17 protein-coding genes are annotated in these 15,960 nt (G+C 35.6%); 7 read left to right on the top strand and 10 right to left on the bottom strand.

All coding sequences use genetic code 11. The features are described from left to right. Window positions 1-541 precede the first annotated feature (541 nt). Window positions 542-838, bottom strand: coding sequence for a hypothetical protein (locus GYM74_RS11685; protein WP_220218375.1), 297 nt, complete (start codon window positions 836-838; stop codon window positions 542-544). 241 nt (window positions 839-1,079) lie between these two features. On the opposite strand from GYM74_RS11685, the gene GYM74_RS11680 reads away from it, so the two are divergent. Beyond that, complete coding sequence (locus GYM74_RS11680; protein WP_220218374.1) at window positions 1,080-1,835, top strand: nucleotidyltransferase domain-containing protein; 756 nt, start codon at window positions 1,080-1,082, stop codon at window positions 1,833-1,835. A 16-nt stretch (window positions 1,836-1,851) separates the two neighbouring features. Then, complete coding sequence (locus GYM74_RS11675; RefSeq protein WP_220218373.1) at window positions 1,852-2,913, top strand: DNA polymerase beta superfamily protein; 1,062 nt, start codon at window positions 1,852-1,854, stop codon at window positions 2,911-2,913. A gap of 81 nt (window positions 2,914-2,994) precedes the next feature. Here the strand turns inward: GYM74_RS11675 and treC are convergent, their stop codons facing one another. From treC to treR, 3 genes are all read right to left on the bottom strand, one after another. After that, a complete protein-coding gene (gene treC, locus GYM74_RS11670) occupies window positions 2,995-4,668 on the bottom strand; it encodes an alpha,alpha-phosphotrehalase (protein WP_220218372.1) in 1,674 nt (557 codons plus the stop codon). A gap of 75 nt (window positions 4,669-4,743) precedes the next feature. Continuing rightward, window positions 4,744-6,171, bottom strand: a complete 1,428-nt coding sequence (treB, locus tag GYM74_RS11665) for a PTS trehalose transporter subunit IIBC (RefSeq protein WP_220218371.1) — start codon at window positions 6,169-6,171, stop codon at window positions 4,744-4,746. A 165-nt stretch (window positions 6,172-6,336) separates the two neighbouring features. Beyond that, on the bottom strand, window positions 6,337-7,308 hold the full coding sequence (treR, locus tag GYM74_RS11660; protein ID WP_220218370.1) for a trehalose operon repressor TreR: 972 nt from the start codon (window positions 7,306-7,308) through the stop codon (window positions 6,337-6,339). A 206-nt stretch (window positions 7,309-7,514) separates the two neighbouring features. Between treR and GYM74_RS11655 the strand changes: the two genes are divergently transcribed. Next, complete coding sequence (locus GYM74_RS11655) at window positions 7,515-8,063, top strand: hypothetical protein (RefSeq protein ID WP_220218369.1); 549 nt, start codon at window positions 7,515-7,517, stop codon at window positions 8,061-8,063. 87 nt (window positions 8,064-8,150) lie between these two features. On the opposite strand, the gene GYM74_RS11650 is transcribed toward GYM74_RS11655, so the two are convergent. Beyond that, a complete protein-coding gene (locus tag GYM74_RS11650; RefSeq protein ID WP_220219668.1) occupies window positions 8,151-8,435 on the bottom strand; it encodes a helix-turn-helix domain-containing protein in 285 nt (94 codons plus the stop codon). A 227-nt stretch (window positions 8,436-8,662) separates the two neighbouring features. On the opposite strand from GYM74_RS11650, the gene GYM74_RS11645 reads away from it, so the two are divergent. Beyond that, window positions 8,663-9,298 carry an NAD(P)-dependent oxidoreductase gene (locus tag GYM74_RS11645; protein WP_220218368.1) on the top strand — a complete coding sequence of 212 codons (636 nt, stop codon included), beginning with the start codon at window positions 8,663-8,665 and terminating at the stop codon, window positions 9,296-9,298. A gap of 64 nt (window positions 9,299-9,362) precedes the next feature. Here the strand turns inward: GYM74_RS11645 and flhA are convergent, their stop codons facing one another. The 5 genes from flhA to flgA all read right to left on the bottom strand — a co-directional run bounded on the left by flhA (window position 9,363) and on the right by flgA (window position 14,171). Next, window positions 9,363-11,453, bottom strand: coding sequence for a flagellar biosynthesis protein FlhA (gene flhA, locus GYM74_RS11640; RefSeq protein ID WP_220218367.1), 2,091 nt, complete (start codon window positions 11,451-11,453; stop codon window positions 9,363-9,365). Between the two features lie 16 nt (window positions 11,454-11,469). Beyond that, window positions 11,470-12,600 carry a flagellar biosynthesis protein FlhB gene (flhB, locus tag GYM74_RS11635; RefSeq protein WP_220218366.1) on the bottom strand — a complete coding sequence of 377 codons (1,131 nt, stop codon included), beginning with the start codon at window positions 12,598-12,600 and terminating at the stop codon, window positions 11,470-11,472. A 143-nt stretch (window positions 12,601-12,743) separates the two neighbouring features. Beyond that, entirely contained in the window at window positions 12,744-13,178 is a 435-nt protein-coding gene (locus GYM74_RS11630; RefSeq protein ID WP_220218365.1) for a flagella synthesis protein FlgN, read from the bottom strand. A gap of 23 nt (window positions 13,179-13,201) precedes the next feature. Beyond that, on the bottom strand, window positions 13,202-13,501 hold the full coding sequence (gene flgM / locus GYM74_RS11625; RefSeq protein ID WP_220218364.1) for a flagellar biosynthesis anti-sigma factor FlgM: 300 nt from the start codon (window positions 13,499-13,501) through the stop codon (window positions 13,202-13,204). 79 nt (window positions 13,502-13,580) lie between these two features. After that, window positions 13,581-14,171, bottom strand: a complete 591-nt coding sequence (gene flgA, locus GYM74_RS11620; protein WP_255556167.1) for a flagellar basal body P-ring formation chaperone FlgA — start codon at window positions 14,169-14,171, stop codon at window positions 13,581-13,583. Window positions 14,172-14,395: 224 nt separating this feature from the next. Here flgA and flgB point away from each other — a divergent pair, with 224 nt between their 5' ends. The 3 genes from flgB to flgD are packed head-to-tail and all read left to right on the top strand — an operon-like array spanning window position 14,396 to window position 15,949. Next, window positions 14,396-14,806 carry a flagellar basal body rod protein FlgB gene (gene flgB / locus GYM74_RS11615; RefSeq protein WP_220218362.1) on the top strand — a complete coding sequence of 137 codons (411 nt, stop codon included), beginning with the start codon at window positions 14,396-14,398 and terminating at the stop codon, window positions 14,804-14,806. A 5-nt stretch (window positions 14,807-14,811) separates the two neighbouring features. Then, complete coding sequence (flgC, locus tag GYM74_RS11610; RefSeq protein ID WP_220218361.1) at window positions 14,812-15,216, top strand: flagellar basal body rod protein FlgC; 405 nt, start codon at window positions 14,812-14,814, stop codon at window positions 15,214-15,216. Between the two features lie 13 nt (window positions 15,217-15,229). Next, window positions 15,230-15,949, top strand: coding sequence for a flagellar hook assembly protein FlgD (flgD, locus tag GYM74_RS11605; RefSeq protein WP_220218360.1), 720 nt, complete (start codon window positions 15,230-15,232; stop codon window positions 15,947-15,949). The last annotated feature ends 11 nt before the right edge of the window (window positions 15,950-15,960 follow it).

Here is a 15,960-nt window from a genome sequence, read left to right as displayed (position 1 = left end):
TATTATAATAACGCCTAAAATAACAGTAGATAATTCAATATCACAATCCAATCTAAGGAGTTATACAGTATTAAATAGTTGGGGGATTTTTTGGCTAGTTCGGACAATTGATTATTGCTTCAACACAATCTTACTTAATATTTTTTGTATCCCACCAATAGAATAATGACAGCATAATAAAATTGCCGGGTAGATTATAAAATTAAGGGTTATCATTGATGTGATACCTAACATCCCCATAATAAACTCTAGATTAAAAATCGATTTATAATCATCTTCCATAATTAATATGAAGAAAATTGGTGACATTACGGTAACGATAAGACCTATAGGCACGCCGAAAATCACTAAAGTCATCGGTCTTTTTATTTTATTTAAAAGAAAGATTGAAATCAGAATAAAACAGAAATAACACAAACCATAACATATCAAATAATATAATTCTGGTGGTAAACGATGATGTTTTCTTATAATTATTGAATAACACCATTGGTAACTTAGATAGGCACCGATAAAATTAAATAAAACGATAATTACTAAATTAATTATTTTCACTAACTTGTCCTTTTTTATCTTCAATCTCTTTTACCGCTTCTTCTAAAGAGCCAGGCATATAATAAAGTCCTTGTAGACCATATTCATCTAAAAGAGATGAAATGGCATATGCACCATATGGGAAATAAAAAGGAGCAATTGCATGATTACGATTAATCATTCTTTTTTCAATATTCAGCGCTTGATCTTGTGTTAATGTGATTTCTCGTTGAGAAACATAATCAACATCTTGTGCGTGGTATTTTACACATTGTTCTATTGAATAGGATGTGTCCATCATCATAAAAAAATTCTCCTTGTCCTCGATATTGTCGCATATACTTTCTATTAAGATCAAAAATTATGGTTTGATGGCTAGAGTGGATTTTATTTTAAATACAACACTTTAATGCTAAAAAAAGTTACAGCCCGTTTTTGGTTAAAATGATTTCAGATTTGAAGCTTTTTATCATAAATAGTCATGGTTAATTAATTGATTATCAATGATAATGAATAAAGTGTGTCAAAATTAAGGAATAGTTAAAATGGAACGGCGAATAAAACAGAAAATTACTGAATTAGAACAACAATATCATATCCATATTTTATACGCTTGTGAGTCGGGTAGTCGGGCGTGGGGATTTCCCTCGCCAAATAGTGATTATGATGTGCGTTTTATTTACGTTCATCCGTTGGATAAGTATTTAGCTATTGATAATCCTTCATCACATTTAACTTTTCCTGTAGATGATGAATTGGATTTACAAGGTTGGGATCTGAAAAAGACGTTACAGTTAATACGTAAGTCCAACACCACACCATTTGAATGGCTACAATCTCCAATTATTTATCATCAAAATGAAGCCATTGCAGGCCAACTGTGGCAACTGTGTGCCCACTTTTTTAATGCGCGTGGTAATATTTATCACTATTCAGGTATTGCCAAAAGTGCCTTACAAAACCGTGATGGGCAGCAGATTGGCATAAAAAAACTGTTTTATGTGCTAAGACCACTATTGTGTGCTAAATGGTGCCTAGAAAAACGGCAAATTGCGCCGATGTCAATCATTCCGTTATTAACGTTGTTACCGGACAGTTTGCGCCAGCAAATTAATGATATTATTACATTAAAAGCAACCATGGTGGAATCAGCGCCAATTACCATTGCGCCAGAAATCTTATTGTTTATTGAACAATCAATGATTGATATCTCTGAACAAGTTCAATCTATCTGCGAACAACATTTTAATGCAGATAAATTAGATCAATTTTTTAGGCAAACATTAATGACTTTAAAATAGCGTTGAGGAAGACTTAATGACAATTGATGATTTAAAAGCGCAAAATCTTATTCTGTTTGAAGTGATTAGTGGTAGTCGTTCATTCGGATTAGCTACCGAAACATCGGATACGGATATCAAAGGGGTATTTTATCTACCTAAAGATAAATTTTATGGACTGGAGTATATTCCGCAAATTAGTAATGAAACCAATGATATTGTCTATTATGAATTAGGACGCTTTGTCGAGTTATTACTAAAAAATAATCCGAATATTTTAGAAGTATTGGCTTCTGCACCAGACTGTATTTTATATCAACATCCGATAATGCAGCAGTTAACCCTTGATCTATTTCTATCTCAGCAAACTAAACAAACCTTTGCTCACTATGCCATGTCACAAATTAAAAAAGCCAAAGGATTGAATAAAAAAATTAATAATCCCGTTGAGGTGAAACGTAAAACAGTCCTTGACTTTTGTTATATCATTCAAGGTCAGCATGCTTATCCTCTCACCAATTGGTTAAATGAAAAGCATCTTGATCAACACTTATGTGGTTTAGTGAATGTGCCACATAGTCTAGATTTATATGCACTTTTTTATGATGCATCGGGAGACTGCGGTTATCATGGTATTATTCAGCATGATGATTCGACTGAACTGTGCTTGTCGTCGGTGAAAGAAGGCACCCCAGTAAATGCTTACTTAAGTTTTAATCGTGATGGTTTTTCATCGCATTGTCGTGATTATAAGGCTTACTGGCAATGGGTTGCCGAACGTAATGAGCAGCGTTATCGTAGCAATATTGAAAATGGTAATGATTTTGATGCTAAAAATATGATGCATACCATTCGCTTATTACAAGTTGCTCACGAAATAATGACCAAAGGCACTATTACCAATAAATGCGCTAATCGTGATGAACTGCTCGCCATTAAAAATGGTCAATTAAGCTATGATGAGATTATAAATATGGCCGAATCATTACTGGCTGACATTGAAACCGCATCACTAATATCATCACTATCTGAACAACCTGATTCAGCTAAGGTATTACAGATTTTGGTTAACATGCGAGAGTCGTTGTATCAATATTAGTCGGTATGATGAGATTAAACAGCGTAATCTTTATTGATTACGCTGTTACAGACTTTTATTAAAAGCCAATAGTTAAAATCATTAATCTTCGTTCAATAGAAAATACATCGCTTCGTAAGGTTGCAATGTTAATTCCGATTTTAACGTTGTTTCATTTTGGTAATTACTCAATAACTTTTGCCAAGAACTATTTTCTAATGCTTTAGACAATTGCCATTTAACCCTATTTTCGGTCAGATTGGCTATCACAAGTAACGTTTGATTATTCCAATGTCTGATATAGCACCAACAATTAGCATTATCAGGCGTTAGATCTTGATAGTCACCGAAAATAAAGATCGGGTATGTTTTGCGTAATTTGATTAAAGTTTGATAGCAATAAAAAATGGAATTGGGATCATCAAGCGCAGCCTTAACATTGATTTTTGAATAATTGTTTGCCACCTCAATCCAAGGTTTACTTTGGCTAAATCCGGCATTGGCGGTGTTATCCCACTGCATTGGCGTTCGGCTATTGTCCCGTGATTTACTGGCAAGAATCGCTAACATATCAGACTCTGACACACCTTCGGCAATTTTTTCTTGATAGATGTTAAGACTTTCCACATCTTTATATTGCGAAATATCGGTAAAATGGGGATTGGTCATCCCAATTTCTTCACCTTGATAAAGATACGGCGTGCCTTGTAGTCCATAAAGAATCATTGCCAGCATTTTGGCCGATTCGCTGTGGTATTGGTCTTCATTACCTAAACGTGACACAATGCGAGGTTGATCGTGATTACACCAGAAAATCGCATTCCACGCCTGACCGTGCATACCCACTTGCCAATAGCCAAGTATCTTTTTGAGTTCAAGTAAATCAGGTTTAGCCAGCGTCCATTTTTCCCCATTTGGATAATCAATTTTTAAATGATGAAAATTAAACGTCATGGTCAACTCTTTGCCATCCAATGCGGCATATTTTTGACAGTTTTCAAGCGTAGTAGACGACATTTCACCCACTGTTTTTAAACCATTAGGTTGAAAAACATCTCGGCTTATCTCTTGCAAAAATTCGTGTATTTTCGGACCGTCCGTATAATATCTTCGTCCGTCACCTTGCACGTCATCCGGAAAGTCTTGCTGTTTAGAGACTAAATTAATCACATCAAGCCTTAATGCATCGACGCCTTTATCCGCCCAAAATTGACAGACATTTTTAATCTCTTGGCGAACGGTTGGATTTTCCCAATTGAGATCGGCTTGCTGTTTTGCAAACAGGTGTAAATAGTATTGTCCTGATTGCTCATGCCACTGCCAAGCTTTGCCGCCAAATTTTGACCGCCAATTATTAGGTTCTGAGCCGTCAGCTTTGGCGTCTTTCCAAATATAAAACGATCGAAATGGACTGTTTTTATCTAAAGCCGATTTAAACCAAGGATGCTGTGTTGAAGTATGGTTAAATACCATATCCATCATAATCCGGATATCACGTTCATGCGCCTGCTTCACCAATAATTCAAAGTCATGCATCGTGCCATAAGCCGGATCGATATCATAATAATCTGATACATCATAACCATTATCAACTTGCGGAGAAGGATAAATTGGCGTTAACCAAATCGCACTAATTCCCAGATTTTTGAGATAATCTAATCGACTTATAATGCCTAATAAATCCCCCGTTGAACTCGCACCACTGGCTTGAAAACTTTTGGGATAGATTTGATAAATAGTACCATTTTGCCACCAAGGGATTTCGTTCGTATTCATTGTTTGCTCTTAATTTTTAATCTGACATGAATTAACCATTCAGTAATCGAATGGTTAACGGTTATTAAATCGTGTTTAGCGAATCTCTAATGTCCCTTTTTTCAATTTCAATTTATAAACAGCTGCTGTTAAAATAATTGGCACAACTATTGCCACCAACATAGATAAGGCATAAATTCCCCAATAAACGGGTTGAATCGATAAGATGCCTGGTAATCCGCCGACACCAATACCATTTGATAACACACCATATAAACCACAGATTAACCCAGCACTAGCTGCTCCAATCATGGCGCAGAACATTGGGAATTTATAGCGTAAATTGATACCGTACATAGCTGGCTCAGTTACACCTAGGTAACCTGATATTGCCGCAGGTATGGAAACTTCGCGCTCATTATGTTTTTTACTGATTAGAATGATGCCAACAACGGCTGAGGCTTGAGCAATATTAGATAAGGCAATGATTGGCCAAATCGGTGTACCGCCCATACTTTCTGTCATCTGCATATCGATAGCTAATGTAGTATGGTGAATTCCAGTAATAACCAACGGAGCATAAAAGAATCCAAAAATTGCCGAGCCAATGAAGGCATAATCACCAGTCATTAAATATTTAACCACATAAGCAATACCATTGCCTAACATTCGTCCGATTGGTCCTAAAAGAAAATGTGCAAGGACGACGGCTAATAGTAGTGATACGATTGGGACAATCACTAAAGTTAGGTAATTAGGGACAATTCTACGTAATCGAGTTTCAATCCATCCTAACGCTAAACCGGCAAAAATTGACGGTATAACTTGTGCCTGATAACCAACTTTAGCAATAGTAAACCAACCAAAATCCCACACTTCGGGAACGATTTTCCCTAGATTATAAGCAGTCATCAGTTGTGGGGAAACCAATGTTATCCCTAAAACGATCCCTAACACAGGGGAACCGCCCATTTTTTTGACTATAGACCAACATATGGCTACCGGTAGAAAATTGAAAATCGCTTCACACGGTAACCAAAGAAAACTATGAATAGGTACCAACCAAGTATAAGTGTCAGTAAGCGGTTTATCGTTGATAGTTGGCATGTCACCAATCACATTACGCAAGCCAAGTAATAAGCCACCAGCAATCAGTGCGGGTAATAATGGGACAAAAATTTCAGCTAAATTTGAGATTAACCGTTCAAACCATGACATATTTTGCTTAGCTGCAGCCTTTGTTTGCTCTTTGTTGGTTTCATCTAAATTTAATTGCTCAATAAGCACTTTGTAATAGCTATCAACATTTGTGCCGATAATGACTTGAAATTGTCCGGCATTACTAAAACAGCCTTTCACAAAAGGCAGCTCTTCAATTGCTTCGATATTGGCTAATTTAGGATCTGCTAAAGCAAATCTGAGCCGAGTTAAACAATGGCTAACACTGGCAACATTATGTTTCCCACCAACAAATTCAATTAACTGCATAATTGATTCTGTTGTGATATTGGAATCTTTAGCCATAGCAGGCCTCCTTTTCTTTTGTACTTGTACATTTTTAATGTGATCAATAATGTGGCTATTTTATGATAGGGTTTTAGCATAAAATGAATTTGAAAACTAATAAATGGGAACGTTCCCTTTTTGTGATTCAATTCACATTTTTATTAAAATTTGGGGGAGATAAGTCTATTTTGACGTGTTAAATAAACAAGATGTCACAGTAATTGTTTTATATTCAACTTTACCTTTTAACATAGCCAGTAATTCTTGCGCAGCATAAGTGCCTGCTTTATCAAACCCTAGCTCAACCACTAAAGTATTAGCAAATAAGAATTGAAGTAGTTCACTATTACCAACACTCGCAACGACAATATGTTTTAACTGATTTTCGGCTAAATATTTGTTTAAACCTAAAGCAATACTGTCTGTCGCACAAATGATAGCGCACGGTGATTTTTTTAACACGGATGCGGCAAGATCATAACCGGAGCGGTAACTCAATTTGCTTAAAGCGGCATTAGGTAAAAGTTGCTGTTTATGGCAAAAATCAAGATAAGCTTGGTAACGTAATGCGCCTGTAGTTTGATCTTGTTGCTCAACACCAATAAAAGCAATGTCTTTAAATTTCTTTTCAAAATATAAATGGTTAAGTAGCTTAATTACTGCACCCGTATCATCATAACAAATACAATTATAGTTAGAAAAAGATCTTGCTATGATGACACATTTGCGTTGCCAAAATGATAATAATGAGTGTTCAAGCCCGTTGAAAGCAAAAATGATTACTCCGTCAGCTTGCTTCTCTTTTAACATGGAAAGATGTTCTGATACCTTTGTAACACAAAATTGGCTTTCAATGATTATCGGGTCATAGCCAGATTGGTAAAAAATAGGTAGCATACTTCGAACAGCTTGATTTTCTGACATTGAATCGAGCCGAGTGACAATAATACCAATCACTTTATTACCATAACCTCGCATTGCTCTAGCTGATTTGGAGGGCGTAAATTGATATTGTTCAATAATGGCATTGACTTTATTACGTGTTGCCTCTTTCACCATAGGATCATGGTTAATTACTCTTGAAACCGTTGATTTGCTTACACCACTAAGTTTAGCAATATCTTTAATGGTTAAATGGCTCAATGACTTGCTCATAATAAATTTACTGAATAAAGATCAATTAAATTATAGTAATATAGTTTTAACAAAATTGCGATATGGTGGCAGGTTGGTTGATATTTAAATATATGCAATATTGCTTATATTTTATTTAAATTCAGTGGTAGAATTAGATTAAAGTTTGACAAGTTCTTGGTAATACAATTTAACTCAATCTGTAACTTTACTAAAAGCCATTAGACATGAAAAAATTACATTTACTTTTGACTTACACTTCCGCTCTGTTTTTGTTGAGTTTATCTGGATATGCCTCTAGTGATGACACGAAGAATACAACCATAACAGAACAATTTAGATCAGCTTTATTATGTCAGTCAAAGCCTTTTGCCATAGAAGATAAAAAGATTATCGCTGAACTTGAAAAACAAAAAATTACTATAAAAAACAAAAAACAAGATAGTATAACTGAAATCGAATACCATTTTGAGCAACCTATCAAAGTCAAGAATGTATGGGTGAATATGATTCGTTATGAAAGCGATAATTTCATCACCTCTTTTTATGCTAAAGCCAAAGGTGATATGCACAAGTTCGCTAAATTGATTGAGGTTAACCCTATATTACGCAGCTGTGAAGAACCTATTCCTTTGAATGATACAGACATATTCCGAAAGGAAATTACCCCTATGACTGACAATAATCTTTACCCAGATACAATCGTTATTGGTCAGGATAAAGACTCAAAACCGGATGAATTTTATTTCATTTGTTCTAAATTTGATGCTAATTAGCCATCATTTTTTGCTTAATGAAAATCATGCTATCAATTTGCTAACATTACTTATGCATAGATAGAAAAAACTTTTTATCACTAAAACCTACTTTTTACCCTGTTTTAATTGATAAGCACTTCCCCACGCCAACATAGCGTCATGCACTTGTTTTAAGCTTTGTCCGACATCGGTCAATGTGTATTCAACTTTAGGTGGTACTTGGGCATAGACTTTGCGGCTGACTAAGCCGTTTTTTTCCATTGTTCTTAGATGTTGAGTTAATACTTTCTGTGACACGCCATTAAGTGATTTTTTTAATTCACCAAAGCGTTTTGTACCTGTTAATAAATCACGAACAATTAAAACTTTCCATTTATCGCCCATTAGCATTAATGTGGTTTCAACCGGGCAGGGTGGTAAATTTTCATTACTTAACACGCTGATAATTTCCTTAAAATTCAACAATAGTTACTAAATAGATACTATATTACTATATGGTACCTACTTTACAATGGAAACTTTGAATATTAATCTAAATATATTCGTTTTTTGATCAACATGTTAAGTCAAAAAGTGTTAACAAAAATTTTATTTTGATAATATTAAAGGAGTAGACCATGAAAATTGCGGTCATTGGTGCGAGTGGTAAATCAGGTAGTTTAATCGTTAAAGAAGCAATTGCGCGTGGGCATGATGTGACGGCGATTGTTCGTAATCCAAATTCGCATGTCGATCCTAATGCAAAAGTTCTCGTTAAAGATCTGTTCGAACTTACTTATGAAGATTTGAAACCTTTTGATGTGATTGTTGATGCATTTGCCACATGGAGTCTTGAATCACTGCCTCAACATCAAACCAGTTTAAAACATCTTACTGATATTTTAAGCGGTAAACCTAATCGTTTATTAGTTGTTGGCGGTGCCGGTAGTTTATATGTTAATCCACAACACACTATTCGTTTAGTTGATACCCCAGAATTTCCAGAAGAATTTAAACCGTTAGCCAATAATATGGCCAAAGCACTAGATGAGCTTAAAAAATGTCAGGATGTAAACTGGACTTACTTAAGCCCTGCGATTGAGTTTATTGCCGACGGAGCAAGAACAGGTCACTATAAAGCCGGTAATGAGCAGGTCTTGTTCAATTCGCAAGGACAAAGCCGAATCAGTTATGCCGATTATGCTATTGCCATGATCGATGAAGCTGAAAATGCCAAACATATTAAGCAACGTTTTACGGTAGTGGCTGAGTAATATATAGGGTAAACCTTACATTCAATATTGTTTCATTTTATGTAAGGTTTTAACAGATAATTTATTAACTATCATCCCCAATTTGCGTTGTCATTTTAATCTCTCTATTATCCGTAATTTCTAAATTTGATAATACCGCTAGCTGTGGAAAGCTTGGTCTTAAAAATTGCGATAGCATTGGTCTTAATGTGTGATTAACTAATAATACCGGCGGAGCACCTATTGCTTCTTGTTGATTAATTGCTTGCTGAACTTGTTGAATAATATGTTCGGCTAATCCCGGTTCAACGTTGTTAGTGTTTTGCATTGCTTGCAGTAACAGACGTTCTAAATTGACATTCAGTCCAATGACATTAATTGGATCTGTACCGGGAAACCATTGTTGAGTAATAACTCTTCCTAATGCGATTCTAACAATGCTCAGTAACTGATAAGCATCATTTTGGTTTGGTGCATGTTCACTTATTGTTTCAATAATTGTTCGCATGTCACGAATTGATACTTTTTCCGCTATTAGATTTTGTAGAACTTTGTGAAATATCGTTAAAGACACCACGCCCGGAATAAAGTCTTCGATAAGTTTGGGCACTTCTTGTTTTATGCGTTCAAGTAATTCTTGAGTTTCTAAACGCCCGAGTAGTTCACTGGCAAATTGTTGTAATAAATGATTGAAATGGGTTGCAATCATGGTGCTGGTATCCACTACGGTATAACCTAAAATTTGGGCATTTTCTTTATTGTTTTCATCTATCCAAATTGCCGGTAATCCAAAAGCAGGTTCAGTGGTTGCGATACCTTCGATGCTATCTGTAACATTACCGGGATTGATCGCAAGCCATTTATTATTCATTATCTCCCCTTTACCGATTTCTCCGCCTTTGATAAATATTTTATATTGATAAGGAGCTAAAGAAAGATTGTCACGGATATGGACTTGTGGCGGCAAAAAGCCAAATGTTTGGGCAAACTTTTTGCGTAGGCTACGGATTCGTCCTAATAATTCACCATTTTGTGTTTGATCAACCATTGGAATCAGCCCATAACCGACTTCCATTGCCAATGTATCCTCAATATTGACATCAGACCAACTTGCTTCGTTATTTGCTGGCGTTGTAGCTGGTGCATCAGTGTTTAAGGTGGTGCTTTTCGGTTTTGCCTTTTGCTGTTTAGTTAACCACCATGCAATAAGTGATAAAAATGCAGTGAAGATTAAAAAAACCATATTTGGCATGCCGGGAATTAATCCAAGTAAACCAATCACAACCGCTGTTAAGATTAAAACTTGCGGATTATTAAATAGCTGATTGAGCATCTGTTCACTGATATTTTCTTGTGATGAAACACGTGTAACAATCACACCCGCTGCGGTTGAAATAATCAGCGACGGTATTTGGGCAACCAGACCATCACCAATGGTTAATAATACATAAGTTTTACTGGCGTCAGATAGCGTCATATCGTGTTGCATAACACCAACGAGTAGGCCACCAATAATGGTGATTGCCATGATGAGTAGGCCTGCAATCGCATCACCACGGACAAATTTACTTGCCCCATCCATTGAGCCATAAAAATCGGCTTCTTGAGTTACCTCAGCTCGTCGGGATTTGGCTTCGTCTTCGTTAATTAAGCCGGCATTGAGATCGGCATCTATCGCCATTTGTTTACCCGGCATACCGTCTAAGGCAAAACGAGCCCCAACCTCTGCTATACGACCAGCGCCTTTGGTAATAACCATAAAGTTAATTATGACTAAAATAATAAAGACAACAATACCGATTGCAAAATTACCGCCTACTAAAAAATGCCCGAATGCCTCAATGACCCGCCCAGCAGCTGCACTACCGGTATGTCCTTTTAATAATACAACACGAGTTGAGGCAACGTTTAAAGATAAACGTAATAAAGTGGCAAATAATAAAACAGTGGGGAACGCCGCAAAATCAAGAACACGCTTAGTAAATAGCGCCACAATTAAAATAATAATGGATAAAGCGATATTAAAGGTAAAAAATAGATCCAAAATAAAGGCTGGTAAAGGCAGTACCATCATCGACAGGATCAATAAAATAAGCATCGGCCCGGCTAATATTTGATAGTGGCCATTTTTTAGAGTATTAATTGATAATAAATTCTGTAGTTTTGATTTCAACATAACAAAGATGATTGCCTTATTTATTCACGGTGAATGATTCAGGTATTGGTAGATTATTCGGTGCTATAGGTTTATTACCGCCATATTTATACCAATGTTTTAATTGATAGACCCATGCCAAAATTTGAGCAACGGCGGTATATAACTCAGCAGGTATGGTTTCTCCAATTTCGCCGTGTCGGTATAGCGCACGTGCCAGTGGTGGCGCTTCTAATTGTGGGATGTTATGCTCGTTTGCAATTTCTTTAATCCGCAAAGCAATTTTATTCGTGCCTTTAGCCAATAATTTAGGTGCAGCCATGGTTTTTTCGTCGTATTGTAATGCGACAGCATAATGGGTTGGGTTAGTAACAATGACATTTGCTTTCGCCACATCTTTCATCATTCGTCGTCTTGCTACTGCCTGTTGCATTTGGCGAATACGCCCCTTGATTTGTGGATTGCCCTCTTGCTCTTTAAATTCGTCTTTGATCTCTTGTTTAGACATTTTCAATTTTTTCAGATTGCTCCAGATCTGATAAAAAATGTCAAAACTAACCATTGGAATTAAAGATAAAACCGCCAATATCCCACAAATTATTAAAAGTTGTACTACCTTTGCTAAGGCATTATTTAGATACATATTGGGCAGTGCCAACATGTCAGGAAAGTGGTGTAATAAAAACAGCGCAGAAGTGATAGAAATTAAAATAACTTTCAAGACACTTTTAAGTAATTCAGAGAAAATTCTGCCACTAAATAATCGTTTAAATCCGGCAATGGGATTCAATTTTTTAAAATTAGGTTTAATAGATTGCAGACTAAACAGTAAACCACCAACTCCAGTTGGAGCAATGATTGCAACGATAACTAAAGCACAAAAAATAGGTAAAATAGCCCAAAAACCGGCGGTCAATAGATTGACTAAATTAAATATCATTAGCTTATCGTCGTCGACACGATAAGATATCTTCATTGCCGTTTGGATAATGGTTATTAAGTTTCTGACTAAATTTGTCCCCATACTCCAAAATAACATAATGCCAACGAGTAGTATTATTAACGATGTTAATTCACGAGAACGAGGAATCTGTCCCTTTTCTTTAGCTTTTTTTATTTTGCTATCGGTGGGTTGTTCACTCTTATCTAAGTCACTATCGTCAGCCATTTTGGAATTAAATACCGATTTATGGTCTATTTAGGGTTTTTGGTCGTAATAGTATGAACGCAACTTGGAAAAGTTGTTGGCTTGAAAAGACCATAATTTACAGGGTATTTATCTCGTTTACAGATTAACTATTCAAAGGTGAACTAAACTTTAGCTCGTTTTGATGAAATCGTTTCGTTTTGTTGGTAACCATGATTGGTATAAACAACGGGATTATTTAAGCTTCTTAAATGATTTATGGTTTGCTCTGTGATATTTAAGCGATTTTGAATAATCATGCCATTATCACGATTGATTTGAGCAAGCTGTTTGGTTGTCTCAGTGATTTTTTGCCACTTTTTAGCGAGCTCAGGAACTTGGCTATAGGGTGTTTGAATCTCAAATTGTTTGCTTACTTTGATGCGTTGCTCATCGAGTAATTTTAGCTCGATAAGGAGTTTGCTTTTTTGATTGATTATTTCATTTAGCTGATTAATTGAACTTTTATTAGTCAATATTTGTTGTTCAGTTTGTAGGATATCTGAAAGTGTGTGTAACATGGCTGTTACTTTAGTTAAGATGTTATCTAATTCTAACATTTTTATTTTCCTTCAAACCTAAATTAGCATTTCATATCTTCAATTGTTTGTTTAATCAGCTCGTCGGCAATTTTGTCGGGGTTTATCACTAAGCTTCCATTTGTTATCGCTTGTTTGATGTTGTTAACTTTTTCCATATCAATGTCACTTTGGGTAGATTGTAAAAGTGTCATTGTATTTTTGCTTAAACTTACGTTAGTACTTTGTGATGCGTTGTCTTTGGTTTGCACCGATGCATTTTTATTTTTATGCTGTTCAACTGATACATCTCGGCTAAGTACCCCAGATATTGTTGTCACTAATTTAGTCGCCTCTATACTCATAAAAATTCCTTTGATTTATGTTGAGGTTTAAATAATCTGTTTAGTTCAATTATCGGCAAAAATCAGAAAATCATTAATTTTATTTGTTAAGAATTGTTATACCTTGCTCGGTAACCAGACCTTCAACAATATTACCTGATTGAAGTTTAATGTTAATAAGATCATCTAAAGCCCCATTACTTAATGCTTTACCATTAGTTGCAATTAAATATCCATCACCATTGATCATCACTTTTACTATCTGTCCAGCTTTAATGCGCCAATTTTTTTGTAGCATTGCCGATTTGAGTGGCTCTTCATTATTGATATTGCGTATGGCTATTTTATTTATAATTTCGGCTTTATCGATAATAACACTAGCCGGTAACTGATCTAACCGACCAGATCGCATTTTAATGTGATCTTCCGTAATTTGTGTACCGGCGCTTATTGGTTGATTAGCTACAAAATATTTGCCTATCACAGATACATATATTTGAATGTATTGTGTCGTTTTGTTGCATTTAGCGCTCAAGGTCATATTTCCCCAATATTTACTTTTATTGAGTAATGTTAATACCGGAAAATCGCATTTAAAAATGGGTTTAGTTGAAAGGTACTTAATATCCAAGCTATCAATTTCTTTGATGCTCAATTGTTGTAATACGACATCTTTAATTTGTTTTTTCATTAAGTCAGCAAAACAAATATTACTGCTAAGTAGCAATAAAGCGAATAATGTAAATCTCATCATTATCGTCATAGTGATTGGCTTTTAAAAATTCCATAACTGAATTCTACTTCATCAAAACCGGATTGAATGTAGAAATAAGGACAATTTTTATCTTTATTTGTACGATGAGTTTTTTTTTATTCACTTAAAATTCTTTTCATCAAGAAAGATGAGATGATTTTATGTTAAATAAATTAGATACTTTTGTTAATTTTCATCAACAAGCATTAAATATTCGCAACCAGCGTCAAGAGATATTAGCGGCAAATATTGCCAATAGTGATACGCCTAACTATCAGGCTCGAGATATTGATTTTAATCGTGAATTAAAAAAGGCTATTAATCATCAGCATAATATTAATCATGTCACACTCAATATTACTGCCAAAAATCATATTCAAGTCAATTCATCAAATCAGTTTAATTATGATCTTCTTTATCGAGTTCCTTATCAAGTGTCTGCTGACGGTAATACGGTTGAAATGGATCATGAACGAACAGCTTTTATGGATAACGCTATCCATTATCAAAGTAATTTAACCTTTTTAGGTGAGCAGTTTAAAAATGTAATGGCAGTATTGCAGCAAGGATAACGATAATGAGTTTTTCAATTTTTTCGATTTCGGGTTCAGCTTTAATGGCACAGTCGCAACGAATGAATGTGAGTGCCAGTAATTTAGCCAATGCCGATAGTGTCACCAGTACTTCCGGTCAAGCATATCGAGCTAAACAAGTCATTTTTCAGGTTGATAATTATGGGGATCCCAATCGTGTTTCTGGTGTAAAAGTTGCTCAAGTGATTGATGACCCAACACCAATGAACTTAGTTTATCAGCCCAATCATCCATTAGCCGATGAGCAAGGTTATATTCAAAAACCGAATGTCGATCCGGTTGCCGAAATGGTAAATACTATTTCAGCCTCTCGCAGTTATCAAGCTAATGTTGAAGTGATTAATACGGCAAAAAGTTTAATGCTAAAAACACTGACTTTAGGACAATAATAGGGAGTGGCTTATGGGGATTTCTAATGTGTCTGTTTCTGAATCATCTGCGACAAAAAGTCCACAATCACTGCAAAAAAGCTCATCAGACGGTAATTCCAGTAAAGAGCTACAAGATAATTTCTTAACTTTGCTCATTGCACAAATGAAGAATCAAGACCCAACCAATCCAATGGATAATAGCCAACTAACATCACAATTGGCGCAAATTAATACGTTAGCCGGTATTGAAAGGCTTAATACGACACTGGGTATGGTTTCCGGTCAAATTGATGACAGCTTGTCGGTTAATGCCAGTAATATGATTGGTAAAGGCGTTATGGTGCCCGGCAATAAAATATTGGTTGCTACTTCTGATATTGAAGGTTCTAAAACTGAAAAAGAAACCATTACAACACCATTTGGGTTTGAGCTTGTTCGTGATGCTGACTCAGTCATTATTACCATTCAAGATGAAAATGGCAATGTGGTACGAGAAGTTGATTTGGGCGCAATCCCTGCTGGGGTAAGCTCATTTACTTGGGATGGTGAATTAAATGACGGCACAACAGCACCCGACGGGAGTTACACATTTACCGTTAAGGCAACCAGCGAAGGGCAAAAAGTGTCATCAACTGCATTATCTTATTCAGTTGTCTATGGCGTTATTAATAGCAAGGTTAACAATAAAGTATTACTTGATTTAGGAATACTCGGTTCAATTAGTATTGACGAAGTTCGTCAAATTCTTTAAAGGAGATAAAG

The organism is Gilliamella sp. ESL0405 (assembly GCF_019469205.1).
GTDB lineage: Bacteria > Pseudomonadota > Gammaproteobacteria > Enterobacterales > Orbaceae > Gilliamella.
This window is presented reverse-complemented; position numbering and strand designations above follow the sequence as displayed.

Bases quoted from the DNA above. Each gene is read 5' to 3' on its own strand.
- flhB (WP_220218366.1), bottom strand. From the start codon at position 12,600: ATGGCTGACGATAGTGACTTAGATAAGAGTGAACAACCCACCGATAGC.
- flgA (WP_255556167.1), bottom strand. From the start codon at position 14,171: ATGAAAAAACAAATTAAAGATGTCGTATTACAACAATTGAGCATCAAA.
- GYM74_RS11655 (WP_220218369.1), top strand. From the start codon at position 7,515: ATGAAAAAATTACATTTACTTTTGACTTACACTTCCGCTCTGTTTTTG.
- GYM74_RS11680 (WP_220218374.1), top strand. From the start codon at position 1,080: ATGGAACGGCGAATAAAACAGAAAATTACTGAATTAGAACAACAATAT.
- treC (WP_220218372.1), bottom strand. From the start codon at position 4,668: ATGAATACGAACGAAATCCCTTGGTGGCAAAATGGTACTATTTATCAA.
- flgB (WP_220218362.1), top strand. From the start codon at position 14,396: ATGTTAAATAAATTAGATACTTTTGTTAATTTTCATCAACAAGCATTA.
- flgM (WP_220218364.1), bottom strand. From the start codon at position 13,501: ATGAGTATAGAGGCGACTAAATTAGTGACAACAATATCTGGGGTACTT.
- treB (WP_220218371.1), bottom strand. From the start codon at position 6,171: ATGGCTAAAGATTCCAATATCACAACAGAATCAATTATGCAGTTAATT.
- flgD (WP_220218360.1), top strand. From the start codon at position 15,230: ATGGGGATTTCTAATGTGTCTGTTTCTGAATCATCTGCGACAAAAAGT.
- flgC (WP_220218361.1), top strand. From the start codon at position 14,812: ATGAGTTTTTCAATTTTTTCGATTTCGGGTTCAGCTTTAATGGCACAG.
- flhA (WP_220218367.1), bottom strand. From the start codon at position 11,453: ATGTTGAAATCAAAACTACAGAATTTATTATCAATTAATACTCTAAAA.
- GYM74_RS11685 (WP_220218375.1), bottom strand. From the start codon at position 838: ATGATGATGGACACATCCTATTCAATAGAACAATGTGTAAAATACCAC.
- GYM74_RS11645 (WP_220218368.1), top strand. From the start codon at position 8,663: ATGAAAATTGCGGTCATTGGTGCGAGTGGTAAATCAGGTAGTTTAATC.
- GYM74_RS11675 (WP_220218373.1), top strand. From the start codon at position 1,852: ATGACAATTGATGATTTAAAAGCGCAAAATCTTATTCTGTTTGAAGTG.
- GYM74_RS11650 (WP_220219668.1), bottom strand. From the start codon at position 8,435: ATGCTAATGGGCGATAAATGGAAAGTTTTAATTGTTCGTGATTTATTA.
- treR (WP_220218370.1), bottom strand. From the start codon at position 7,308: ATGAGCAAGTCATTGAGCCATTTAACCATTAAAGATATTGCTAAACTT.
- GYM74_RS11630 (WP_220218365.1), bottom strand. From the start codon at position 13,178: ATGTTAGAATTAGATAACATCTTAACTAAAGTAACAGCCATGTTACAC.